Source organism: Martinezella paranaensis, assembly GCF_014200235.1.
In the GTDB taxonomy this organism is placed as follows: Bacteria; Pseudomonadota; Alphaproteobacteria; order Rhizobiales; family Rhizobiaceae; genus Rhizobium; species Rhizobium paranaense.
Map to the genome: position 1 here is coordinate 83,212 of NZ_JACHBI010000010.1, position 21,989 is coordinate 105,200.

General features: G+C 60.0%; 21 protein-coding genes. 2 read left to right on the forward strand and 19 right to left on the reverse strand.

Translation table 11 applies throughout. The features are described 5' to 3' along the window. Positions 1-124 precede the first annotated feature (124 nt). From GGD50_RS22465 to GGD50_RS22475, 3 genes are all read right to left on the reverse strand, one after another. Entirely contained in the window at positions 125-952 is an 828-nt protein-coding gene (locus GGD50_RS22465; protein WP_183939493.1) for a nickel-binding protein, read from the reverse strand. A gap of 99 nt (positions 953-1,051) precedes the next feature. After that, positions 1,052-1,873 (reverse strand): SDR family oxidoreductase, encoded by an 822-nt coding sequence (locus tag GGD50_RS22470; protein ID WP_183939495.1) that lies wholly within the window; start codon positions 1,871-1,873, stop codon positions 1,052-1,054. Positions 1,874-1,967: 94 nt separating this feature from the next. Further along, positions 1,968-3,161, reverse strand: a complete 1,194-nt coding sequence (locus GGD50_RS22475) for a phytanoyl-CoA dioxygenase family protein (RefSeq protein WP_183939497.1) — start codon at positions 3,159-3,161, stop codon at positions 1,968-1,970. Between the two features lie 94 nt (positions 3,162-3,255). Between GGD50_RS22475 and GGD50_RS22480 the strand changes: the two genes are divergently transcribed. After that, complete coding sequence (locus GGD50_RS22480) at positions 3,256-4,278, forward strand: LacI family DNA-binding transcriptional regulator (protein ID WP_183939499.1); 1,023 nt, start codon at positions 3,256-3,258, stop codon at positions 4,276-4,278. 20 nt (positions 4,279-4,298) lie between these two features. Here the strand turns inward: GGD50_RS22480 and GGD50_RS22485 are convergent, their stop codons facing one another. The 3 genes from GGD50_RS22485 to GGD50_RS22495 form a co-directional block, all read right to left on the reverse strand. Next, the gene (locus tag GGD50_RS22485; protein ID WP_183939501.1) at positions 4,299-4,973 is read right to left on the reverse strand and encodes an HAD family hydrolase; all 675 of its coding nucleotides are present in this window, start codon (positions 4,971-4,973) and stop codon (positions 4,299-4,301) included. Between the two features lie 74 nt (positions 4,974-5,047). Further along, positions 5,048-6,028 carry a mannonate dehydratase gene (locus GGD50_RS22490; RefSeq protein WP_183939503.1) on the reverse strand — a complete coding sequence of 327 codons (981 nt, stop codon included), beginning with the start codon at positions 6,026-6,028 and terminating at the stop codon, positions 5,048-5,050. 128 nt (positions 6,029-6,156) lie between these two features. Then, positions 6,157-6,549 (reverse strand): hypothetical protein, encoded by a 393-nt coding sequence (locus GGD50_RS22495; RefSeq protein ID WP_183939505.1) that lies wholly within the window; start codon positions 6,547-6,549, stop codon positions 6,157-6,159. A gap of 221 nt (positions 6,550-6,770) precedes the next feature. On the opposite strand from GGD50_RS22495, the gene GGD50_RS22500 reads away from it, so the two are divergent. After that, positions 6,771-7,148: a hypothetical protein gene (locus GGD50_RS22500; protein ID WP_183939506.1), complete on the forward strand. Its 378-nt coding sequence runs from the start codon at positions 6,771-6,773 to the stop codon at positions 7,146-7,148. Positions 7,149-7,200: 52 nt separating this feature from the next. On the opposite strand, the gene GGD50_RS22505 is transcribed toward GGD50_RS22500, so the two are convergent. The 13 genes from GGD50_RS22505 to GGD50_RS22565 all read right to left on the reverse strand — a co-directional run bounded on the left by GGD50_RS22505 (position 7,201) and on the right by GGD50_RS22565 (position 21,963). After that, positions 7,201-8,265 carry an ABC transporter ATP-binding protein gene (locus tag GGD50_RS22505; protein WP_183939508.1) on the reverse strand — a complete coding sequence of 355 codons (1,065 nt, stop codon included), beginning with the start codon at positions 8,263-8,265 and terminating at the stop codon, positions 7,201-7,203. Positions 8,266-8,287: 22 nt separating this feature from the next. Next, positions 8,288-9,802, reverse strand: coding sequence for a DUF5060 domain-containing protein (locus GGD50_RS22510; protein WP_183939510.1), 1,515 nt, complete (start codon positions 9,800-9,802; stop codon positions 8,288-8,290). 38 nt (positions 9,803-9,840) lie between these two features. Beyond that, positions 9,841-10,728, reverse strand: a complete 888-nt coding sequence (locus GGD50_RS22515; RefSeq protein ID WP_183939512.1) for a carbohydrate ABC transporter permease — start codon at positions 10,726-10,728, stop codon at positions 9,841-9,843. Beyond that, the gene (locus tag GGD50_RS22520; protein WP_183939514.1) at positions 10,725-11,624 is read right to left on the reverse strand and encodes a carbohydrate ABC transporter permease; all 900 of its coding nucleotides are present in this window, start codon (positions 11,622-11,624) and stop codon (positions 10,725-10,727) included. Before GGD50_RS22520 ends, GGD50_RS22515 begins: the two co-directional genes overlap by 4 nt. 95 nt (positions 11,625-11,719) lie before the next feature. Then, entirely contained in the window at positions 11,720-12,973 is a 1,254-nt protein-coding gene (locus tag GGD50_RS22525; protein ID WP_183939516.1) for an extracellular solute-binding protein, read from the reverse strand. An 80-nt stretch (positions 12,974-13,053) separates the two neighbouring features. Continuing rightward, a complete protein-coding gene (gene dhaL / locus GGD50_RS22530) occupies positions 13,054-13,698 on the reverse strand; it encodes a dihydroxyacetone kinase subunit DhaL (protein ID WP_183939518.1) in 645 nt (214 codons plus the stop codon). Next, a complete protein-coding gene (locus tag GGD50_RS22535; RefSeq protein ID WP_183939520.1) occupies positions 13,695-14,714 on the reverse strand; it encodes a dihydroxyacetone kinase subunit DhaK in 1,020 nt (339 codons plus the stop codon). The genes dhaL and GGD50_RS22535 overlap by 4 nt, the downstream gene beginning before the upstream one ends. A gap of 58 nt (positions 14,715-14,772) precedes the next feature. Further along, positions 14,773-16,656, reverse strand: a complete 1,884-nt coding sequence (apnL, locus tag GGD50_RS22540; protein ID WP_183939522.1) for a D-apionate lactonase — start codon at positions 16,654-16,656, stop codon at positions 14,773-14,775. After that, the gene (locus tag GGD50_RS22545) at positions 16,653-17,687 is read right to left on the reverse strand and encodes a Gfo/Idh/MocA family protein (protein WP_183939524.1); all 1,035 of its coding nucleotides are present in this window, start codon (positions 17,685-17,687) and stop codon (positions 16,653-16,655) included. The genes apnL and GGD50_RS22545 overlap by 4 nt, the downstream gene beginning before the upstream one ends. 3 nt (positions 17,688-17,690) lie before the next feature. Beyond that, positions 17,691-18,755, reverse strand: a complete 1,065-nt coding sequence (locus GGD50_RS22550) for an ABC transporter permease (protein WP_183939526.1) — start codon at positions 18,753-18,755, stop codon at positions 17,691-17,693. Beyond that, a complete protein-coding gene (locus GGD50_RS22555) occupies positions 18,752-20,299 on the reverse strand; it encodes a sugar ABC transporter ATP-binding protein (protein ID WP_183939528.1) in 1,548 nt (515 codons plus the stop codon). The genes GGD50_RS22550 and GGD50_RS22555 overlap by 4 nt, the downstream gene beginning before the upstream one ends. Continuing rightward, a complete protein-coding gene (locus GGD50_RS22560) occupies positions 20,296-20,946 on the reverse strand; it encodes a DUF2291 family protein (RefSeq protein ID WP_183939530.1) in 651 nt (216 codons plus the stop codon). Before GGD50_RS22560 ends, GGD50_RS22555 begins: the two co-directional genes overlap by 4 nt. Before the next feature lie 75 nt (positions 20,947-21,021). After that, positions 21,022-21,963 (reverse strand): D-ribose ABC transporter substrate-binding protein, encoded by a 942-nt coding sequence (locus GGD50_RS22565; protein ID WP_183939532.1) that lies wholly within the window; start codon positions 21,961-21,963, stop codon positions 21,022-21,024. Positions 21,964-21,989: the final 26 nt, after the last annotated feature.

Here is a 21,989-nt window from a genome sequence, read left to right on the forward strand (position 1 = left end):
TTTGACATGAGGGTTTGGGATGAGAACTTTCGTTGGGGCCGCTTTGTTCCCTTGAACATTTTAAGGTCGGCCGGCCGATGTGTTCTCCTGCGACGCGGGTTCCCGCACAGTGGCGGGAGTTCGATCACTGGTTAGCGGCTTTGCACCAGTTACATTGGAAGACGAGGATAGGCTTCAAAAAACCCTTCAGCCGCCGGTGGGTCGCATGGGCGAAGAAATCGGCGGTGCCGTATTCTCGAAAAATGCTCTCTGACACAAGGATCTGATCGGCAGAGGCAGAGGCGCACAATCGCGCTGCGAGTTGAACGGTCGAGCCGAACAAGTCGTTGCTGTCCGCGACGGGCTCACCGCAGTCCAAGCCGATGCGGATATGGAGCGGTTCGAGGTTGCCCTGATTGTAGCGCTCGAATTCCTGTTGGATCGCGATTGCGCAATCTACGGCCGCAGTTGTCGAGACGAACGTCGCCATGATGCCGTCGCCCGTGTGCTTTATCTCGCGCCCCGAAGATCGAGCGAGGCATCTGCGCACGACAGCATCGTGCGCCCTCACCAGTTCGATCGCCATACGGTCGCCGAGGCGCGACGTCATTTCCGTCGAGCCAACAATATCGGTGAACAGGATCGCCCTGTGGGCGGCATCCATTTCCAGCGAGGATTGTCCGGATGTCGGCTCGGGATCGTGAATTCGGCCGAGAAATGCCTCGACCGCCGACAGGGCGACCTCGACCACCTCGCCTGCGATGAAGCCGTGGGCAACGCGGTGCACGCACTGAGCCGTTTGCGCGTCGGGCGCATCCATCAGGCAAAATGCAGTTCCGCGCCGCTCGTCGAACCAGTAGGTGAGGAACTTAACCCCGTACCGATCTTGAATGTCGAGATCCCGGCGGTGTGCTTCGGCAATATCGGCCGCAGTGATCCCCTTCAGATCATGACGATCCATGAAGATAGCCATCACACGCCCCGCTGAAATCCCCCACACATATATAAGACTACCCTAAAGTTTAGACGGCGCCCAGCCTATCCCATCGGGCGATCCGATTTCCCGATTTTCTCAGAGGGCCGTCGTCGGATGCGGCGATCCGTCGTAAGCGCCCCAGATCGACTGGTCGAAGCAGATGACCGAGCCGGTCATGAGGCCGGATTCGGCAGACGACAGATAGGCGCAAGCGCGGGCCACCTCTTGCGGGTCGACCAGACGGCCGAACGGTTGGCTCGCCGCTGCCTTTTCCAGCCAGTCGGCGGGCGCGTCATGATATTCCTTCTGAATCCGATCTTCGCCCTCCGAGGCCATCCAGCCGATATTGAGGCCGTTGACGCGGATACGGTTGCGCAGCAACGCGTAGGCGGTGTTTTTCGTCAGGGTTTCCAGTGCGCCCTTGGAGGCGCAATAGGCGACGATGAAGGGCTGGCCGGCTTTGGCCGACATCGAGCCGATATTGACGATCGTGCCTTCGATCTTTTCACGCCGCATGACCTTCACGGTTTCCTGCATCAGGAAGAACGGCGCCCGGACATTGACGGCGAACATGGCGTCGAAAAGCTCGGGGCTGGTGTCCAGAATCGTGCCCCGATCCGTGATGGCAGCAGCATTCACCAGCGCGTCGACCCGGCCGAAGGTCTGGTCGCAGACATGCACGACGTTCCGTGCCTCTTCCACATTGCCGAGATCGGCTTTGACGTAGACGACCTCGGTGCCTGTTGCCGCTGAAATCTCCTGCGCTTTGGCTTTGCCCTTCGCCTCGTTGCGGCCGCAGATGACGATGCCTTTGGCGCCGCGATCGGCAAAAAGGCGGGCGATGGTGGCGCCAAGGCCTTGTGTGCCGCCGGTGACGATTGCGATCTTGCCGTCGAGACGGCTGTGGTCTGTGCTCATGTGGTTCCTCCCGAAGATGGTCTGATACGATATGTGGAAAGCCCCTCGCGATGCGAGAGGCCTCGTTTTACTGAATGATGCGCCTTCGGTGCCGTCAGGTCAGCTTCTTGTCCGCCTGTTCCGCAAGCGCCTTGCTGAAAGCCTCGTCGCTCCAGTTTTCCTTCAGCGCCTCATGCATCAATTGCGCCTGCGTCTTCGGCGCAAGGCCGCCGATGGGTGGGTCGCGGTCGAGGTTGGTGGGGAAGGAATAGCCCTCGGCGCAGGCGGCGACGGCATTCGACACTTCGGCCCTGGAGAGTTTGCCTGTCGATTTCAATGCCTTCAGCGCGGGAAAGAGGCGGGCGCTCATGCGCTGGCGATTGACTGTTTCCATGGCGCGGCCGAAGGCGGAGGAAACCTGCAGCAGATTTGCCAGGCGCTTGATGTCGACCGAGCGATTATTGCCGGCCGCGTGGAAAAGGGCAGGGTTGAAGAAGACGACGTCGCCCTTTTCGAGCGGGAGCTGAACATGGTTGCGATCGAAATAATCGCGGAACTCCTGACGCTTCAGTGCGAGATAGCCGGGCACGTAGGTCTGGCTATGCGGCAGGAAAAGCGTCGGCCCGCTTTCGAGTGGCATGTCGCAATGAGCAACCGCGCCCTGCAGCGTCAGAACCGGCGAAAGCCTGTGCACATGGGCCGGGAACTGCTCGATCACCTTCGATGATTGGAAGCCGAGATGGTAGTCGCGGTGGGCGGACTGCGCCGCGCCGCCGGGATTGACGCGATTGACCTGCGCCGTCATCTGATAACTCGGTCCGAGCCAAGCTTCGCTGGCGATGGTGATAATGGCATTGCCATAATATTCCGCGAAGTTTTCGGGATCGGCGAGGCAATGTTTTTCCAGCGAATTCCAGATGCGGTCATTGGCACCGGGCTTGGCGAAATGGTCACCGCCGCCGGTTGCGGTGCGATGCTGCTCCTCGATGATATCGTCGAAGATGGTGCTGGCGCGATCGATGACGGATGTATCCTCGTATGCACGCTTGAAGACGACGACGCCCGGGCCTTCGCCGAAGGCTTCGCAGATTTCGGCGAGCACGGCGCGGCGACCTTGCGGGGTCGCAATATCAGCGAGAACCTTGCGGCTATCGTAGATCAGGACATTTTTCTCGACATGATCGGCGGTCGGATAGTCGGAAAGCGCCGTGGTCTTTTCGGCGAGCGCGCGAAAATCGTCGAGGTCACAGGCGTCTTCGGTCAGCCAGACGCGGTCGGCGCGCAGTTTTTGAAGATTGTCTGATTTCATCGGATGCTCCTCCATCTCTGATGAAGGCACTATACGGCAGATGCCAGTGTGTTATAGATCACATATCCATCAAAAAACCATCAGAGTGAGCCGTATGTCGCATCCGTTTCTCGTCAAGGACATCGCCTTTCAAGCCGGGCTCAGCACCGCCACTGTCGACCGGGTGCTGAACGGCCGGGCAGGCGTGCGGCGGCAAACCGAAATGCGGGTGAAAGCAGCGATTGGCGAACTGGAAAAGCAGCAGGCGGGTGTTGCGGCAAGCGGGCGAACGCTGGCGATCGATATCGTCATGGAGACGCCGGAGCGCTTTTCCAATGCCGTGCGTGCCGCCTTCGAAGCAGAGGTCGCGACCTTTCTGCCGACGGTCTTCCGCTGCCGTTTTCATTTTGCGGAAATCATGAAGCCGGTTGAAATGGTGCAACTGATCGATCGCATTCGGCTCAGAGGTACCCACGGGATTGTGCTGAAAGCCCCCGATATTCCTGAGATTGCCGCGGCGGTCGAGCGTGCGACCAATGCCGGCATCACCGTGGTCACTCTGGTGACGGACCTGCCAAACTCTTCGCGTGCGGTTTATGCAGGCGCCGACAACCGTGCCGCCGGCGAGACCGCGGCCTATCTTGTCGGGAATTGCTTTGATGGGGCCGCCGCCAGGGTGCTTGTGACGCTGTCGAGCGGCCGCTTTCGCGGCGAGGAAGAGCGGGAGATCGGCTTTCGCCGGGTTCTTCGGGAGCGCTATCCGCAGATCGGCATTGCCGAAATCAGCGAAGGTCACGGCGCCGACGCTGCCACAGGCATCCTTGCCGCCCGCGCCATCGCGGCAGATGCGACGATCAATGCGGTCTATTCCATTGGCGGCGGAAACAGGGCCGTGCTCGCCGCCTTCGAGGAGGCCGGCAGGACAATCCGCATTTTCGTCGCGCATGATCTCGATGCCGACAATCGCGCACTGCTTGCTACGGGTAAGATTGATTTCGTGTTGCATCACGACCTGCGAACGGACGCGCGTTCGGCATTTCGAGCCATTATGAGCGGTCTGGTGAAAGAGCGTGTCGCGCCGGCCGTACTGTCCGCAGTGGAAATTATCACACCCTATAATATGCCTGCGGGGAGCTGACCCGCCGGTGGACCTCTCGCTTAGCGCCGTCCGCCCACTTCATCGATATGATAGAGCAGGTCGGCCGGATCTTCATAGACGCGGATTGCCCCGGCATCCCTGAGTTCTTCCTGGCCATAACCACCGCTCAGCAGGCCGACACCGAGCGCCCTGCAACGCGTCGCCGCAAGCATGTCCCAAATGGCATCTCCGACGACAACAGAATTCTCTATCGCAACACCGAGGGCTTCGGCTGCGGCAATGAAGAGGTCCGGGTCGGGCTTGGCATATTTGACCTTGTCGCGAGTGATGATCGGAAACGCTTCCGGGTCGATCCCCAAGGCGGCAATGTTGACCGCTGCCGTCTCCATACGGCCGCTTGTGGCGATCGCGAAGGGGATCTTGGCGTCCGACAGCCATCGGAGAAGCTCGCTTGCGCCGGGAAGGGGACGTATCTGAGTGCCGAGCCGGCGATAGGCTTCGGCGTGAAGGTGCCGCAAACGCTCATTTTTCTTATCGGTTATTTCGATGCCGGTTTCACGGAGCAACTGGTAGGTGAACAGCCCGCCGCTCATTCCGATTTTTCTATGGATGCGCCATACCGAGAGGTCTATGCCCTCTGCATCCAAGGCTTCTTTCCACGCGAGCACATGCTGATAGACGCTGTCCACCAACGTGCCGTCAAGATCGAAGAGAAAGGCATGTTCAATGCGCATCGAGCCCTCCATACCCCGGATTTAGGGGAGGATCGAAAGGCATCAATGGGAAGATGGTGCAGAAAAGGCTTCCCTTACCGCTTGTCGCTCTCCAGCACCTGCAGCATCGCGGCAATGTAGCCATAGGTGAAAGCGAAGGCGGTATTTTCCGGGTCGCGCCCGGAAACGCGCGGCACATGATCCGGCATGATCATATATTGATAGCCGACATTGGCGTAGGTTTTCAGCGAACGCCACATATCCATGTCGCCTTCCTCCGGAAAGGTCTCCATGAAGGAGAGCTTGCGGCCGCGGATATTGCGAAAATGGACATTGAAGAGCTTGCCCCTCTCACCGAACCAGCGGATGACGTCGAAAATTTCCTCGCCCGGATTGTCGAGCATCTCGCCGACCGTGCCCTGGCAAAAGTTCAGCCCGTGATAGGGGCTCTCGCGCATCTGAACGAACTTCTTCAGGCCTTCGACGCTGCCGAGAACGCGGGTGACCCCGCGATAGCCGGGAGGCGTGTAGGGATCGTGCGGATGGCAGGCAAGCCGCACTTTGCAGGACTCGGCGACCGGAACGACGCGGGACAGGAAATAGTCGATACGCTCCCAATTCTCCTCTTCGCTAAGGATGCCGGCGATCGAAGGCGGCGCATCGTGATCGGTCTTTTCCCAGCGAAACGCCTCGTTTCTCGATCCGCCGCGGCCGATCTCCAGTTCGGTGCGGGGGATGCCGATAATATTGAGATTGTATTTGACGGAGGGAATGCCGATGGCGGCGGCATTTTCGATCAGACGGCAGATGGAATCGATCTGGCGGTCGCGGTTCGGCCTGGCCGTCAGGATATCCGGGCTGTATTGCTCTTCGATCACCCGCGAGCTCATCGGGAGCTGGATCATATCGAGGATGAGGCCAAAACTCTCGATATGTTCGCGGTGGGCTTTCAGAATATCGAGCGTCCAGTCATGCGGATTGCCGGCCGGATCTGCATTGACGTGCCTGACACCCAACTGCGCCATGACGCGATAATCATCATCGTCCCGAGCCTGAAACTGCGTACCGAGATACATATGAAATCCTCTCCTCGAATCTCTTGACTGCTAGAGCACTAAAAACAAAGAGATAGGGCACGCGAATTCATCCCCGCGAAAATACATTCGCGGCAATCCGCCGCGGTTACTTTCCGGCTGGAATTTCCTTAGCGGATCGAACTCAGCAATATCGAGCCTGTGGCAAGACTGTCGATAAGCACCGTCATCGCATAACAGGCGACAAGCAGTTGAACTGAAAAGCTCAGTATGGGTCTCCAGTCGCGCGCAGAAGAAGGCCGATTGCCGGTTGCGGCCGAGGGGGTCTCGATATCCAGGGGCACGGCTTCCATGGTCTTGGCGCCGAAAACCAGAAGCATGAGAATGTTGAAGATGATGAACTGGCGCGGGCTTGCTCCAATCGTGCAGAAAATCAGATTGCAGCACAGACAGACGCCACAGAGATAGGCGCATTTCTGCCTGCCGAGAAAGCGCTTTAGAACGGTCGATCCATTCAAAATTCGACCCGGATTGCTCTGTCCGGCATTGCTGGTTGGCTTCACATCCTGCCTCCTTGCTCGAATCGGGCAGGCAAAGGAAACCAGCTTTCGCGGATCGCATGTGTTGCATTACATTGCGGCAAATTCTTTTAGTTTGCGGCGGCCAAGTCCCTTCGCTGCGAAGCCGCAGGCGTCACGCCGCTGAAACAAAACGCAACAAGATACAACACTGCGTTACACCGAAAAGCTCTATGGTCGGCCGAGTTTGAATGAGAGGTCGCTGGATGCTTTTAGATTTTCCTTCAGAGCCCGGTCAGGCGGATGTGCTGATCTGTCTCGACAATCCGCAGGTCGCAAAGCACATCGGCTCGGTCCTGTCCGCCCGCGGGCTGACGGTTGCGACCGTTCCGGTTTCCGGGCTGGATGCAACATTCGAGCAGCCAGGTGGCCAGGTTGTCGTTACGCATACGGCGATGATCGGGCGGGTGCGCAGCCGCCTGCACCTGCCGGTGGTCAATGTCGAGGCGTTCATATTCGAGCGGCCGGATCATTCCACTACGGGCGCACCGAAGCAGTTCGATGGTCCTGCGTTCGTAAAACGCGTCATGACCGTGATGAGCGACGCCGAAAGGCGGCGCCGCGGTGATGGGCGTGCGGCGTGATCATGCGGGTCTTTTGAGGCCGTGTCCCGGGTGGGCAGAGCGGCGCAAATTCTTACAGGCGCTGCTGGGTCTCCTTGTCGAAAAAGTGGACGTTCGACGATCTGAGAGAGAGGCTCACCATCTGGTCGGGCGTCAGTTCCGCGCGCTCGCGCATGACCCATGTCAGTTCGCGCCCTTCCAGATCGAGCGCGACGTGGGTCTCCGAGCCTGTCGGCTCGACGACGGTAACCTTGGCTGGCACGCCGCCGTCGCCGGCAAAGGATAGGTCCTCTGGACGGATGCCGATAACCACGTCTCTGCCGTCCGATTGAGCCGGAGCCGCCGACAGTTCGATTGCCATGCCGCTCGGCAGCAACAGCCTGGGGTTCGCGCCGCCCGTCAGCCGGCCTTCCAGGAAATTCATCGCCGGCGAGCCAAGAAAGCCTGCCACGAAGATATTTCTCGGCCGGTCGTAAAGCTCGAGCGGCGTTCCGATCTGCTCGACCTTCCCGCCCTGCAGCACAACGATCTTGTCGGCCATGGTCATCGCTTCGATCTGGTCGTGCGTGACATAGACGATCGTTGTTTTCAGCCGCTGATGCAGCGCCTTGATTTCGGCTCGCATCTTGACGCGCAATTTGGCATCGAGGTTGGAAAGCGGTTCGTCGAACAGGAAGACCTTGGGATCGCGCACGATGGCGCGGCCCATGGCAACGCGTTGGCGCTGGCCACCGGAAAGCTGCGCAGGCTTGCGGCCGAGCAGCGGCTGCAGCCCCAGTATCTTGGCTGCGTCGCCGACCTTCCGGTCGATCTCCGCCCGCTTTGCGCCGGCCAGTTCCAGCGCAAAGCCCATGTTCTGCGCGACCGTCATCTGCGGATAAAGCGCATAGTTCTGGAAGACCATCGCGATGTCGCGATCCTTCGGCGGCAGGTTGTTGACCGTGCGGCCGCCGATCGAGATTTCGCCGCCAGTGATTTCCTCCAGTCCGGCAATCATCCGAAGCAGGGTCGACTTGCCGCAGCCCGACGGCCCCACGAGAATGACGAATTCGCCGTCCGAAATATCGACATCGACGCCATGGATGATATCCACCGCTCCATAGGATTTCCTGACGTTCTTGATGGCCAATCCGGACATGAAATTCCTCCTGTAGACCCGATCAGTTCTTCTTGCGGATGCGAAGGGCCTGGTATGGCCTACCCGGCAGTTCGACGCCAAAGGCCGCATCCGCCTTGCCACCGCGCACGATCGCGCCGTGCCGGGTGGGGTGCGGGATGGGCGCTTCGACTTTCTTGGCCGGGGTGATTGTCATCTCCCAGGTGTCGATAATCTCGACATCGTAGTCGGTGCCGTCTTTGGGCAGGCCTGTCGACCAGACGACGGGCTGGTGTTCGCCGAGATAGATGTAGCTGATATCGCCGTCGCGCGCGCCCGAGACGCGGGTCCAGGGCCATTCACCGAAAGACGCCATCGGCTCGAGTCCGTTGACGACATCCCCCTCCAGCAGGTCGCGTAGGAAGCCGATGCGCTTCCATGCTTCGCCGCGCAGCTCGCCGCCCTTCGCCCACCAGATCAGATCTTCGGGATGCGAATAGGTTTCGCCGTGGCCGGCATAGCCGCCGCGTGTCACGGTGATCCAGAAACGATGCACCAGTTCCTGTGCCGTCAGGTTACCCCAGGACTGGATGATGTTGCCCTCATATTCCGGCTCGTCGTTGACAACCGGCTTGCCATAGGCCTCGCGCCATTCCTGCGTGCGCTTCACATCCCAGTTCTGGATGCAGGTATGTGTCACCCATGGCTTGCGATGATCGAAGTTCATCGTCGGCTCGCCGTTATGGATCGACTTCAGATGGCCATAGGGATCGTTCTCTTCAAGGATGTGGAAATAGCGGTCCCACTGCTGCAGCGGCTTGGTGTCGAGGAGGAAATCATATTCGTTGGCGAGCGCCCACCAGACATTGCGATAGGCCGAAAGACGCGCCGCGAGATAGGCGACGTAGCGGAAATCCTGCTCGGCCGACATGTCGGCATAACCCCAGCGATCATAGGGGTGGAACATGATGATATCGGCTTCGATGCCGAGATCGCAGAGCGCGGCCACCTGCTTTTCAAAGTGCTGGAACAAGACCGGGTTAGGCCTGTCGAAATCCTCTTTGCCGTCTGCGCCCTTTTCAAAGCAGGCGTAGAGAGGCTCATTGACGTTATAGGGATAGTCCTTGGGGAAGACGCCCATGCGGATCTTGTTGAAGCGCGATTTCCTCAGCGTTTCTAGCGTCTGGGCCTGCATCTCCAGCGGCTGATGCGTCCAGGCATAGCAGGTCGTGCCGAACGACAGGAAGGGCTTGCCATCGGCATAGGCGAAGTGGAACTTGTTGTGGACATGCACCGGGCCGTGATTGCCTTCAGACGGCTTGGTCGCGACAAACGAACCGGTCTTGCCATTCAACTCTGCCGTCTCCGAGCGCGTGCGGAAGGACCATTCGCCTTCATTGTCGGGCATGAAGCGAACGCGATAGACGCCGTCGCCGTCGTAGAAGCCGGGCACGCGGATGTCGCGGCTATTCTGGCTGAACACGGCATCGAATGCCACGTCGAGATAGGGATTGCCGCCCGAGGGGCCGCTGAAAGCCGCCTCGAAGACGCCCCATTTTTCGACGGTTGCATTGGACATGATATTCTCCTCGAAAGACTTGCCTGTTGGGTTGATGATCAGCCCTTGACGGCGCCGGAGGTGAGGCCGGAGACGAAGTAGCGCTGAAAGATGAGGTAGACGAGCGTCGCCGGCAGCACGGTCATGACGATCGCGGCATTGAGCTGCCCGTAATCATTGGAAAACTGGCCCTGGAAGGACATAAGGCCGAGCGGCAGCGTCCACATATGCTGATCCTGCAGGAGCACCAGCGCCATGGCGAATTCATTCCATGTGGAAACGAAATCCAGGATCAGCAGCGCCGCTAGCACCGGCACGCAGACCGGCAGGAATATCCGGCGGAAGATGGTGAAATGGCTTGCGCCATCGATCAACGCAGCTTCCGACAATTCCTTCGGAATGCCTCTGAAAAAGCCATGCAGGATGAAGACCTGATAGGGCACGCCGAAGGCGATATAGGGCAGGATGACGCCGGGATAGGTGTCAATCAGGCCGAGCGAATTGACCAGCGTAAACAGCGGCGCCAGCATGACCTGGAAGGGGATCATCGTGCCGAAGACGACGAGGAGCAGCAGTAGCTTGCTGAACCGCAGCCGGATCTTGGCGAGCGCATAGGCTGCCATGGCCGACAGGATCAGCCCGAGCGGCACCTTGATCACGGTGATGATGGTGCTGTTCAGGAAGGCGCTGGCGAAGTTGCCGCGACCCCAGGCGCTCGAATAGTTCTCGAAAGCCGGATTGAGCGGTGGCACGAAGGCGCCCGTCGTCGTCACATCGGCCTGCGTTTTCAGCGACGTGAAGACGATGAAGACGAAAGGTGCAAGCCAGATCGCGGCGACGAGGAGCAGCGCGATCCATAAGCCGATCAGGACAGGATCCCGCTTGCGCTTTGCCGGGGTGACGGTCTCGAAGTCGTCCGACATGGATGATGCCGATGCTGCCGTCATTGTTCGGCCTCCTCATGCTTCTGCGTCCATCGCAGGTAGGGAATGACGATGGCGATGGTGATGAGCAGCAGGACGACGGAGATCGCAGCGCCACGGCCGAAATCGAAGATCTGCATGGCCTGCGTAAAGGCCCAGAGCGCCAGCATCTGCGTGGATTGTGCCGGCCCGCCGCCCGTCAGGCCGTAGACGATGTCGAAGGCCTTCAGCGATGAGATGACCGATAGAACCAGCACGATCGTGAGCGTGGTGCGCAGCGCAGGCAGGGTAACGTATCGGAAGATGTTCCAGCGCCCGGCACCATCGATGCGGGCGGCCTCGACCAGTGTCTGCGAGACATTCTGCAGGCCTGCGAGAAACAGAACCATGGAGAAACCGACGGATTGCCAGAGATAGGCGATGAAGACCGAATAGAGCGCGATGTCCTTATTGCCGAGCCAATCCTGAATCCAGTCCTGCAGCCCCATCGACGTCAGAATCTCGGTGAAAAGGCCGAAGAAGGGATCGTACATCCACTTCCACATAGTCGCGACCGCGATCGGGGCGATGATGACCGGCAGATAGAAAATGGCGCGGAAGGTATTGCGGGCGAAAAGCTTCTGATTGAGGCTCAGCGCTAGCAGCAGGCCGATCATCGGCGGGAAAATCACACACATGATCGTCCAGATCACCGTGTTGCGGAAGGCGACCCAGAAGACGGGATCCTGCGTGAAGATATATTGATAGTTCGCCAGGCCGACGAACGGGCGTTGGGGATCGAGGCCATTCCATTTCTGAAAGCTCAGCACCACCACGTTCAGCATCGGATAAAGCGCGAAAATCGCGTAGATCAGCATGGCCGGGGCGAGCAGGATCGCTGCCTGAACGCGCGGGTCATGTGTTCGATTGCGGAATGACATTCTGATTGCTCCCGGCGGCAACTGACGCGTGGGCATAAAGTGAGGGAAGCCGTCCACTGCGATTGGCAATCGAAGCGGCGGCCTCCCTCGAGAGATCAGGTGCGACCCGCGATGAAGGTCTGCAACTGCTTGGCAGCATCGGCCGGCTGGATATTGCCGGCAGCAACGTCGTTGATCACCCGGAAGTATTCGGTGGTGACGTCAAGCGGGAAGGCCTGGTCGCCATTCATGTAGACCTTGCTGTAGGTCTTGAAGATATCCAGCCATTTCGCCTCAAGCGGCTTCTGGTCGGTGTACTGGACATTCTTGTTGACCGAGATCGAGCTGATCTGCCCGACGAGATCCTGCTGCACCTTGGTCGACAGGAAATAGTCGAGGAATTTGGCGGCAAGATCCGGATTCTTGCTCTTGGTGCTGACGTAATTGTACTCGGCAAAGCCATAGAGACGGTTGGTGTTCGTCGGGAACGGCACGACGCCGTAATCGTCGAGGTTGACCTTGCTTCCGCTCAACTGGCTGACCAGCCAGTCGCCTTCGAGCATCATCGCGGCGCGGCCGGCGACGAACAGCGTATAGGACTGCTGGTTGCTGATGCCCATGAAGGGCTTCAGCGTGTAGTCCTTTGTCCACTTGGCAAACTCGGTGAAGGCATCGGTTGCGCAGGGCTCCTTGGTCCAGTCGGCCTTCATGGCCATCAGCGCATCGTGCTTGTCGGCGCCGCATTTGGTCTCGAGCAGCACGTCCATCAGGCGCATGACGTGCCAGTTGACCGAGCCGCCGAAGGTGAAGGCCGGAATTCCAGCCGCCTTGAGCTTGTCGGCTGCCGCCAGCAGTTCCTCATAGGTCTTCGGCTCCTCGGTGATGCCGGCCTTCTGGAAGAGCTTCTTGTTGTAATAGATCGCCTCGCCCTTGAAGGTGAAGGGCACGCCATGCTTGCCGCCGGGATAGAGATCGGCAAAGGCGGCTGCAGACGGAAGCAGTTCATCGTCCCACTTGTACTGCGTGTAGTATTTGTCGAGCGGCAGCGAGAGGCCCGCCTTCACATATTCGCCGCCGAGACCAAGCCCAGCCCAGCTAAAGTAAATATCGGGGCCCTTGCTGGAGCCTGCGGCCACGCGAAGCGCGGTCTTGTGTTCATCGACGCCGCGTTGGACGATTTCGATATGAGTGCCGGGATTGGCCGCCTCGAAATCAGTCGCCACCTTCTTGAGGGCACCGTTTGCTGCGCCGTTGTCGAAGTTAAGCGTCCATAGTGTCAGGTCTTCCGCGGCGACATTGGTCGCCGAAAAAGCTGCCGCAGCAATCGCAACGGCACCGAACCAACGCGCATATTTGGAGTTGATAGCCATCTCCCGTCCTCCTCTGAACAAAGCTGAGGTGGTTTTGGCAAATCGTTATCAACATGTCAACTGGTATGATGAGGTCATCATTACTCTGATGTGAAATGATCCTTGACGCAGGATAGGATCACCACAGCCGAAGCCGCTCCTGGATCCATGTGTCCCAGAGCCCGCTCGCCAAGACGCGATGACCTGCCTTTTGCCGCGATCATGCCCTTCGTCGCTTCGGCTCCCGCCTCACCAGCCTTGAGGCCGGCAGCGAAACATTCGGCAAGCGATGAGCCGTGATCCCGGGCGGCTCGGCAGGCCGCGGCAGCCGGTGCCCAGGCATCGACCATCGTCTTTTCGCCGACCTCCGCCTTGCCACGGTCCTGAATGCCCTTGGCAAAGGCCGCAAATAGTTCGACCATATCGTCGTCGTTCAGCGATGGTTTCCCCTTGGCGACTGCGCCCGCACGCATCAGGGCTGTCGCATAGAGCGGGCCGGAAGAGGCTCCCACGGCATTGAGGAAGGATTTCGCTGCCGTGTTGAAGACCAGCGTCGGATCGGCAGTCGTCGAATCCAGCTCTGAAACCGCTTTGGCGGCGGCGGCAAAGCCGAGTTCCATGGCTATGCCATGATCGGCATCGCCGATCACGCCATCCAGCTCGCAGAGGCGATCCTTCTCGCGTGCCATCGCCTCGGCGATCCGCACGAAAAGGCCCTTCAAGTCTTCTGTTGCAACCGTCGTCATTGCAAAGCCTCGCCGGAGCGGAACATGGCGCAATCGCAGGGATGATCGATCAGCCGCTGCAGTTCGTCGTCCAGATGCATCAGCGTGATCGAGGCACCGGCCATCTCCAGCGAGGTGCAGTAATTGCCGACCAGCGACAGGTGAATGACGAGGCCTGCATCGTCGAGCATCGCCTTGAGTTTGCGCATCATGATGTAGAGCTCCATGAGCGGCGTCGAACCCAATGAGTTGACGAGCACGGCGACCCGATCGCCACGCGCCGGCTTCATCTCGTCGAGGATCTTGCCAACCAGCTCGCTCGTCACCTCATCTGCCGATCGCATCGGTCCGCGGGCGACGCCCGGCTCGCCGTGGATGCCCATGCCGATCTCCATCTCGTCGGGGCCTATCTCGAAGTTCGGCTTCCGTGTCTGCGGCAGGGAGCAGGGCGCAAGCGCGACGCCCATTGTGTAAGTGCGCTCGTTGGCGAAGCGCGCGATACGTTCGACATCGTCAAAGCCGTACATGAGATCACAGGCCGCGCCCGCGGCCTTGAAGATGAAGACGTTGCCGGCAACGCCGCGACGGCGCTCCTTCTGATCGACGGGCGCGGAGGCGACGTCGTCCGTCGTCAGCACGGTGCGGACCTCGATGTCATCCATGGCGAGCATCTCGGCCGCCATATCGAAATTCATGACATCGCCGGCATAATTGCCATACATGAACAGCACGCCGGCGCCGCCATTAACGGCTTTGGTGCATTCAATGATCGGATCCGGTGGCGGAGAGGCAAAGACGTTGCCGATGGCTGCCGCATCGGCGAGTCCTTTGCCGACATAACCCAGGAAGGTCGGCTCGTGCCCCGAACCACCGCCGATAACCAGGCCGACTTTGCCGGGCCTTGGCCCCTCATTTGCGACGATGGAGCGCGGCGATCCCTCGACGGCGCGCAGGTGACGGGGATGAGCCGCCAGAACGCCCGCCAGCATCTCGTCTACAGCGGCGGCACCGTCATTGATAAGCTTCTTCGTCTTCACGTGAGTCCTCCCAGTCATCTCGTTTCGGAAGACTAAGTTGCCCTTCTCGACTGTCAGGTCAATCCTTCAACACGATCGAACGGACGGCAAAAGGTTGCAGCGTCAGGCTGCCACTCTCGCGCTTCTCGGCGAGGTGGAAGGAGCCAAGTTCGACCTGTTGTGCTGTGGCCGTGATGTTCACCAGCAGCATTTGCGGTGCTCCATCGGCAGGCGCCGCGACGAAAGAAAGGACGGCAGTCGGATCGGATGAGATGCATTCCCGCCATTGACTGCCAGCAAGCCGGGCGAGCCTCGCGACCGTGTTGAAGATCGGGCGCTTGCCGCCCGCTGGAGACGGCTCGTCCTTGCCGGCGATCACGCCGAACGGCCCCGTCAGCGCCGAAAGCGTCAGGCATTCCAATCCGGCATCGAGCACTTCAACGGCATAGCCAAGTGCGAAGGCTTCCGCGAAGCGGCTATTATGCCGGGGGTCCCTGTTTGCCATCGGAATGCAGCTGCCGGCGGGATTGTCCATCGTCCGGCTGCCATAGGGGTTCTGGCGCATCGGGATGGTGGAGGGGCCGATGCGATAGGGCTTGTCGCCGTAGATGGCGCGGACCGAGCGCGTGATGAACGGCAGCGCCTCCAGCGTCTGCATGACGCTGAGATCATCGGCCGCATGGACGATCGGGTTCGTGCAATGGGTGATGAAATCAAGCGGTTCGGAGGGAACACGCTTGCGGTTGAGTTCGGTGAAATAGCTGAGCATGCCGCCGCCAAGCCGGACACCGGGAAAGGCGGAACGTGCCGCCGCATAGACCTCTTCAAGCGGCGGGCATGCCGGCCATTGACTGCCCGGCGGCGTCGATTGTCTGTCCACCGAAGGGGATATGACCACCGCATCCGGTTTGAAACCGGCCGCCTGCATCCAGGTTGCGATCTCGTGCGCCTCGGCAAGCGGCGACCGTTTGCACGGCAATGCGATTTCGAGGGTCGATGTGCCGGCGTGAAGCCTCGCGATGGCACCGAACGCTTCGAAGGCCATAGCGTTATGACCGGCATTCGGATCGAAATGAAAGAGCAACTCCTGCGGCCCGATCTCCGCCAGGATGCCGGGGGCCTCAAGCGTCGCCTTCGCCTCTTCCGGCGTGATCACCAGCCCGATCGACGGCATCATGCCGCGCTTGCTTCCCCCCGTGATCGTGACTGCGCGGCCATCAGGCCGGACGGATGCAGGGGCACTCGGCGTTTGCCGCTTGTCAGTGAAACTCAGGACAATGCGCTGGCTGACGGGTTGGCCGGCGGGAATTCGATAGGGCCAGGGGAGGGCAAGGGGGCGGACATAGGTCTTGTAGGAGGCATCCGACCAATTGCGTTGGTCTTCCATCTCGAAAGTATCGCCTTCCATGCGGCATTCCGCCGTGACCTCCGGCAGGACGGTATGCGTGATCGCACGCATATCCTTGAAGGGCTGCCAGGGCTCGATGAGATCGGGAAAGCGCGTATCCTCGCGACGACCGTCGACATGCTCCACCGAGACCGCTGTCCCGGCAACGCCGACAATCGGATGGAGAATGCAGAAGCCGCAACGGTTCGTCTCGAAGCCGGTTTGGGACGTGGCTTCCGCTTCGAAGATTACAGCACCTCCGGTCTTGGCGGAGATATGCACGCGAATTTCAAGATCCGTATCGTCCGGGCCGGCGCAACGCGCGAGGTAACCTACCGAAAATCCGTCATCACCCTGATCGATCTTCAAGTCCGATATTCGCGGGGCGTAAGTGCCCCAATCGCGGTCGCGCACGAGGTAAGATACGGCGCGCAGCACTTCGGTTCCGTCGTAGGTGATCGTGCGGAGATTGCCGTCCTTGAAGTCGACGGCGAGCCTGCCGGCTGTCAGCCGTTGTGGCAGTACTTCGGTTTCGCGCGTGCCGTAAAGTTGAAAAGGGTCGATTTCAGCGGTCATCGCAGCATGGCCCCAATATCGACGGTCCTCCCATGAGCGGCACTGTCATAGGCTGCATCGACAAGCGCGAAGGTCTTCAGATTATCAGCCCCTGACGTGGACGTTTCGCCGCTTGATGCAAGACGGTCTGTCCAGTGCTGTTGAATGGCGAGAACACTCTCCTGGATGTTGTGCCATGGGCGGGAGGCCCAGGAGAGAAGCTTGGGCGAGGCGTCCGAAACGGTGGTGCCGTCTGCGTTGTTGACCTCGAGACGATAGCCCTGCGAGAGCCGGATCGTTCCCAGCGTTCCGTCGATCTCGATCAGCGTTTCGGGAAAGGGCTCTGTCCCGAGCTTGGTCGCATAGCTGACGTCGACGATCGACGTCGCGCCATTTTGATGATCGAGCATGATGGTCGCGACGTCCTCGCCCTTGATCTTCGGATTGACCCGTTTGGTGCGCGCGGTGAGCGTCGTGACATCGCCAAGGATGAAGCGTGCGATATCGAGCGTGTGGATACCGAGATCTTCGATGATGAAGCGCTCGCCTTCGGCAAGGTAGGGTTGGCCGGAAAAGACATCGTAGCCGGAGCGGAAGGAAAAGCGGCCCCAGAACGGCTCGCCGATCGCGCCTGATTGAAGGACGGACTTCACGGCCTGAATTGGCGTCTGCCAGCGGAAATTCTCGTGAACCATCAGGGGGATCGCGGCGTCGGCGCAAGCCTTGACCATAGCTTTGGCGTCGCTCAACGTCTTCGCAAAAGGCTTTTGGCAGATGGCCGGGATTTTGTGGGTCGCTGCCATTTCCACCAGCGCGCGGTGGCTCTGCACCGTTGTCGCGATATCGACGAAATCGAAACCACCATCGGCGAAGAGAGCCGCCGCATCGCTGTAACGGCGCTCGATGCCGAATTGGTCGCCGACGATCTTCAGCCGCTCCGGATCACGATCGCAGATCGCGACGATCTCCGCGCCTTTGACGTCCCTCCACGCATGCATCTGGTTTATCGCGAAGAAGCCACAGCCGATGAGCGCACCCTTGAGTTCCGTCATATCTCAACCTGCCTTTGCCATTTGCATGAGTGTCACGCGCTGCTGGAGACGGCGCTGCGCCTGATCGACGACAACGGCGATGATGATGACCAGCCCTTTGATGACCATCTGCCAGAAGGACGAAACGCCCATCATCACCAATCCGTCGGACAGGATGCCGATGACGAAAGCGCCGATGATCGTGCCCCCGATCGTGCCGCGTCCGCCGGACATGGAGGTGCCGCCGAGGACGGCCGCGGCGATGGCGTTGAGCTCGAAGCTCTCGCCGGTCGCCGGATGCGCCGCCATCAGCTCCGACGAAATGACGATGCCGACAATGGCAGCGCACAATCCGGAGAACATGTAGACGACGATTTTCACCAGATCGACGCGAATGCCCGACATGCGCGCTGCGCGCTCGTTGCCGCCGACGGCAAAGATATGCCGGCCGATCGGTGTCGAGCGGGCGACATAGGCGGCGAGCAGCGCCAGAACGATGAGGATCCAGATGGAAACCGGAAGGCCGAGCAGCCTTCCGGCACCGAAGACATCAAAGCCGGTCGTGTCGAACTCCGGCCTGCCGACGAGGTTCGGAAAGGTCTGGCCATCCGAAGACAGCAATGCCATGCCGCGCGCGATGTAGAGCGTGCCAAGCGTCGCGATGAAGGGCGCAACGTTGAGTTTGGTGATGAGCAATCCGTTGATCAGCCCGATGACGAGGCTGACTGCGAGGGTGATCATCACGATCTCATAGAGGTTGAAGTAGACGGTGTATCCGATCGGCAATTCGACGCCATTGAGGATCAAGGCGCCGGTGACCATGCCGCACAGGCCGACGATCGAACCGACCGACAGGTCGATGCCGCCGGTGATGATGACGAAGGTCATGCCCATCGCCAGGAAGGCGTTGAGCGCGACGTGTTTCGACATCAGGATCATGTTCGCCGTCGAGGTGAAGTTCGGCGCGAAGATGGCGAAGAAGATGATCACGGCAAAGAGGGCGATGAAGGTCCTGAGTTTCATCAACGTCAGGAGGATAGAGCCGTTCGACCGCTTGGCCGCAAAAGAAGACGATGTATTCGCGGTCATGACGCGAGTTTCCTTGTATGTCCGTGTCCCTTGGCCGACGCTGCGACGATGGCCTCCTCCGTCGCTTCCTTTCTGTCGAAGACGGCGACCAACTGGCCGTTGCTCAAGACAGCGATCCGATCGGAGAGCGCCATGACCTCTTCAAGGTCCGAAGTCGAAAACAGGATTGCGAGACCCTTGCCGGCGAGCTTGCGCATGGTGCGGAAGACATCGGCCTTGGCGCCGACGTCGATGCCCCGGCTCGGCTCGTCCATCAGCAGAACTTTGGGGTCCGTCATCAGCGCCTTGCCGATGACGACCTTCTGCTGGTTGCCGCCCGACATCGACGTCACCTCGAAATCGGGATTGGGTGCCTTGATCGAGAGATCCCGGATCATGTCGCGAATGGCGCGCTTTTCGGCACCGGCATCGATATGAAAAAAGAAACGCGCGAAGCGGCCGAGGCTCGCAAGCGTCAGGTTGCTGGCGATCGAGAGCACCTGCACCAGACCCTCGCGCTGCCGATCTTCCGGGATCAGCGCCAGGCCGCGCCGGATTCGGTGGGTCGTGTCGCGCTCGCGGACCTCGATGCCGTCGATGAAGATCTTGCCGGTTGAATGCATGTGCCGGCCCATGACGCATTCGAAAAACTCACTGCGGCCGGCGCCCATCAGCCCGTAGATGCCGAGGATTTCGCCGGCGCGGACGGAGAGCGAGACATGGTCGACGGCGAGGCCGCCGGTCGGCCGAGGCAGGCTGATGTCTTCCGCACGAAAGGCTTCCTTGCCGATCGCATGGCCGCCATCCCGGGCAAAATCCTTGGCATCCGATCCGATCATCGACCGGACGATCCATTTCGTATCGATGTCGCGAACCGTCGCCTGGCCGGTGATCTGCCCGTCGCGCAGCACGGTGATGTAATCGCCGATCCGCATCAGCTCTTCCAGCCGGTGGGAGATATAGACGATCGCGACGCCCTGCGCCTTCAGTTCGGCGATCACCTTGAAAAGGATGTCGACTTCCGCGGCTGAAAGCGCCGAGGTCGGCTCGTCCATGATCAGGATGCGGGCATTGAGCGAAATGGCCTTGGCGATTTCGACAAGCTGCTGCTGCCCGATCGGCAGATCCTCCACCATGGTTTCGGCGCTGATGCCCGCATCCAGCTTCGTCAGAAATTCATTGGCCTTGGCGATCTGCGCCTTGTGGTCGATGCCGAAAACGCCACGCGTGATTTCGCGTGTCGCAAAAATGTTTTCGGCGACCGTCATGTTGGCGAAGAGATTAAGCTCCTGGAAAATCATGCCGATGCCGCGCGCCTGCGCGTCGGCCGGGCTGTCGAAATGAACCGCTTCGCCCTCCAGCAGGATACGGCCGGCGGTCGGACGCTCGACGCCTGCGATGATCTTCATCAGCGTCGATTTGCCGGCGCCATTTTCCCCGACCAGCACATTGACCGCGCCGCGCCGTAGTTCGAGGTTTGCGCGTTTGACCGCGACGATGCCCGAATAAACCTTGGACACGTCCTCGAGACGAAGGATGATGTCTTCCTGGGTCGTATCGCTCATGATCCTTGTCCCAAGGTCAGCGCCGATGGAGTAATCAGGGGAAGCTGGCCGGATGTGGGCAGCGGAAACGCGCCGGTTACATCGACTGTCTTTCCGGTCAGGCCATCCTTCGGCAGAGCGGCGAGAAAGGACGTGTTCACCTTCTCATTGAACGCCTTGCCGAATTGTGCCCATTCGATCTGGTTCTTGAATTCGTTGAAGTCCACGAAGTCCAAAGCGTCGCGCAGCGCCGTGCCGCGGATTGCCGGGCCGATCTGAACCTTTGCATCGGCCTTGCCATCGCCGTCGACATCGACGTCGAGCGTTGCGGCACGGGATGCGGTGTCGACGGCGACGATCTTGCCCTTGAGCTTCACGGCATAGGTCCAGGGCGAGGTGCTCTGTTTGCGCGGATTGCCGTATTTTATACCGGCTTCGTCCGGGTTCGATGCCGCAGCCTGCATCACTGTCTTCAGATCGCCGGCACGCTTTTCAAGGTCGGGTATCGCCTGCGATTGCCAGATCGCGTCGACCTTGGCGGCAGGATCGAAGGCGCTCTTTGCCGCCTGCGCCGCCTTCTCCTCGGCCGTCGGCGTCTTGATGATCTTACAGCCGGGCAGTGCTGCGGCCAACATGAGGGCCACAACAGCGCCTCTGATCCTCAACATGCAATGCACCTCATCTCACAGAAAACGTCAGGAGAGCGCGGCTTTGCCACGCCCTCCGCAGTGCTCGGTCCGCCGTTAATTTTTCAGTGCGAAGGTCTCAAGCTTGTCCGCATTCCCCGCCGTGATGAGAACGCAATCCATGAGCTGCTTCTCTTCCTTCGGGGTCGTCTTGTTCTTGATGTACGCATCGGCCTGCTGAACCGCCATCTGAGCCTGGGCATAGGCGGGCTGCAGCACGGTTGCCTTGATGCCGCCGGCCTTGATCGAGTCGCGCACGTCGTTGGAGCCATCGAAGCCGACGACGATCACATCCTTGCGGCCGGCAGCCTGAAGCGCTGCGATCGCGCCCATCGCCATGGTGTCGTTGCCCGAAATCACGCCCTTGATGTCGGGGTTCGCCTGCAGGATGGTTTCCATCTTCGCATAGGCTTCGGTCTGGCTCCAGTTCGCCGATTGCTTGGCGACCAGCTTCAGGTCCGGATAGTCATCGATGACGTCGTGATAGCCCTGCGAGCGGATGCCGGCATTGGTGTCGGACTCCTTGCCCACCAGCTCGACATAATTGCCCTTTTCGCCCATCTGCTTGACGAATTCCTGCGCGCCGAGTTGTGCGCCCTGATAGTTGTTGGAGACGATCTGGGCGGCGGCGACACCGGTCGCATTGATTTCGCGGTCGATGAGGAAGGAGGGGATGCCGGCATCCTTGGCCTTCTTGACCGCGGCTACCGTCGCGTCGGCACCGGCATTGTCGAGGATGATGGCCTTGGCGCCGCGGCCGATCGCCGTGTCGATCACTTCCGACTGTTTGTTGGCATCATCGTCATGCGTCATGACGAGGGTCTCGTAGCCCAAATCCTTCGCCTTGGCTTCGGCGCCGACGGCTTCGGCCTTGAAGAACGGATTGTCGTGCGCGGGCGTGATGATGGCGATCAGATCTGCCGAAAAGGCAGGCATTGCGGTGCCCAATGCAAGGGCGCCGGCAAAGGCGGCAAGAGTCAGTCTGCGTGTCAGTTTCATGCTTTCCTCCCAATTATGAAAAGGCC

Bases quoted from the DNA above. Each gene is read 5' to 3' on its own strand.
- GGD50_RS22465 (WP_183939493.1), bottom strand. From the start codon at position 952: ATGGCTATCTTCATGGATCGTCATGATCTGAAGGGGATCACTGCGGCC.
- GGD50_RS22470 (WP_183939495.1), bottom strand. From the start codon at position 1,873: ATGAGCACAGACCACAGCCGTCTCGACGGCAAGATCGCAATCGTCACC.
- GGD50_RS22475 (WP_183939497.1), bottom strand. From the start codon at position 3,161: ATGAAATCAGACAATCTTCAAAAACTGCGCGCCGACCGCGTCTGGCTG.
- GGD50_RS22480 (WP_183939499.1), top strand. From the start codon at position 3,256: ATGTCGCATCCGTTTCTCGTCAAGGACATCGCCTTTCAAGCCGGGCTC.
- GGD50_RS22485 (WP_183939501.1), bottom strand. From the start codon at position 4,973: ATGCGCATTGAACATGCCTTTCTCTTCGATCTTGACGGCACGTTGGTG.
- GGD50_RS22490 (WP_183939503.1), bottom strand. From the start codon at position 6,028: ATGTATCTCGGTACGCAGTTTCAGGCTCGGGACGATGATGATTATCGC.
- GGD50_RS22500 (WP_183939506.1), top strand. From the start codon at position 6,771: ATGCTTTTAGATTTTCCTTCAGAGCCCGGTCAGGCGGATGTGCTGATC.
- GGD50_RS22505 (WP_183939508.1), bottom strand. From the start codon at position 8,265: ATGTCCGGATTGGCCATCAAGAACGTCAGGAAATCCTATGGAGCGGTG.
- GGD50_RS22510 (WP_183939510.1), bottom strand. From the start codon at position 9,802: ATGTCCAATGCAACCGTCGAAAAATGGGGCGTCTTCGAGGCGGCTTTC.
- GGD50_RS22515 (WP_183939512.1), bottom strand. From the start codon at position 10,728: ATGACGGCAGCATCGGCATCATCCATGTCGGACGACTTCGAGACCGTC.
- GGD50_RS22520 (WP_183939514.1), bottom strand. From the start codon at position 11,624: ATGTCATTCCGCAATCGAACACATGACCCGCGCGTTCAGGCAGCGATC.
- GGD50_RS22525 (WP_183939516.1), bottom strand. From the start codon at position 12,973: ATGGCTATCAACTCCAAATATGCGCGTTGGTTCGGTGCCGTTGCGATT.
- dhaL (WP_183939518.1), bottom strand. From the start codon at position 13,698: ATGACGACGGTTGCAACAGAAGACTTGAAGGGCCTTTTCGTGCGGATC.
- apnL (WP_183939522.1), bottom strand. From the start codon at position 16,656: ATGACCGCTGAAATCGACCCTTTTCAACTTTACGGCACGCGCGAAACC.
- GGD50_RS22545 (WP_183939524.1), bottom strand. From the start codon at position 17,687: ATGACGGAACTCAAGGGTGCGCTCATCGGCTGTGGCTTCTTCGCGATA.
- GGD50_RS22550 (WP_183939526.1), bottom strand. From the start codon at position 18,755: ATGACCGCGAATACATCGTCTTCTTTTGCGGCCAAGCGGTCGAACGGC.
- GGD50_RS22555 (WP_183939528.1), bottom strand. From the start codon at position 20,299: ATGAGCGATACGACCCAGGAAGACATCATCCTTCGTCTCGAGGACGTG.
- GGD50_RS22560 (WP_183939530.1), bottom strand. From the start codon at position 20,946: ATGTTGAGGATCAGAGGCGCTGTTGTGGCCCTCATGTTGGCCGCAGCA.
- GGD50_RS22565 (WP_183939532.1), bottom strand. From the start codon at position 21,963: ATGAAACTGACACGCAGACTGACTCTTGCCGCCTTTGCCGGCGCCCTT.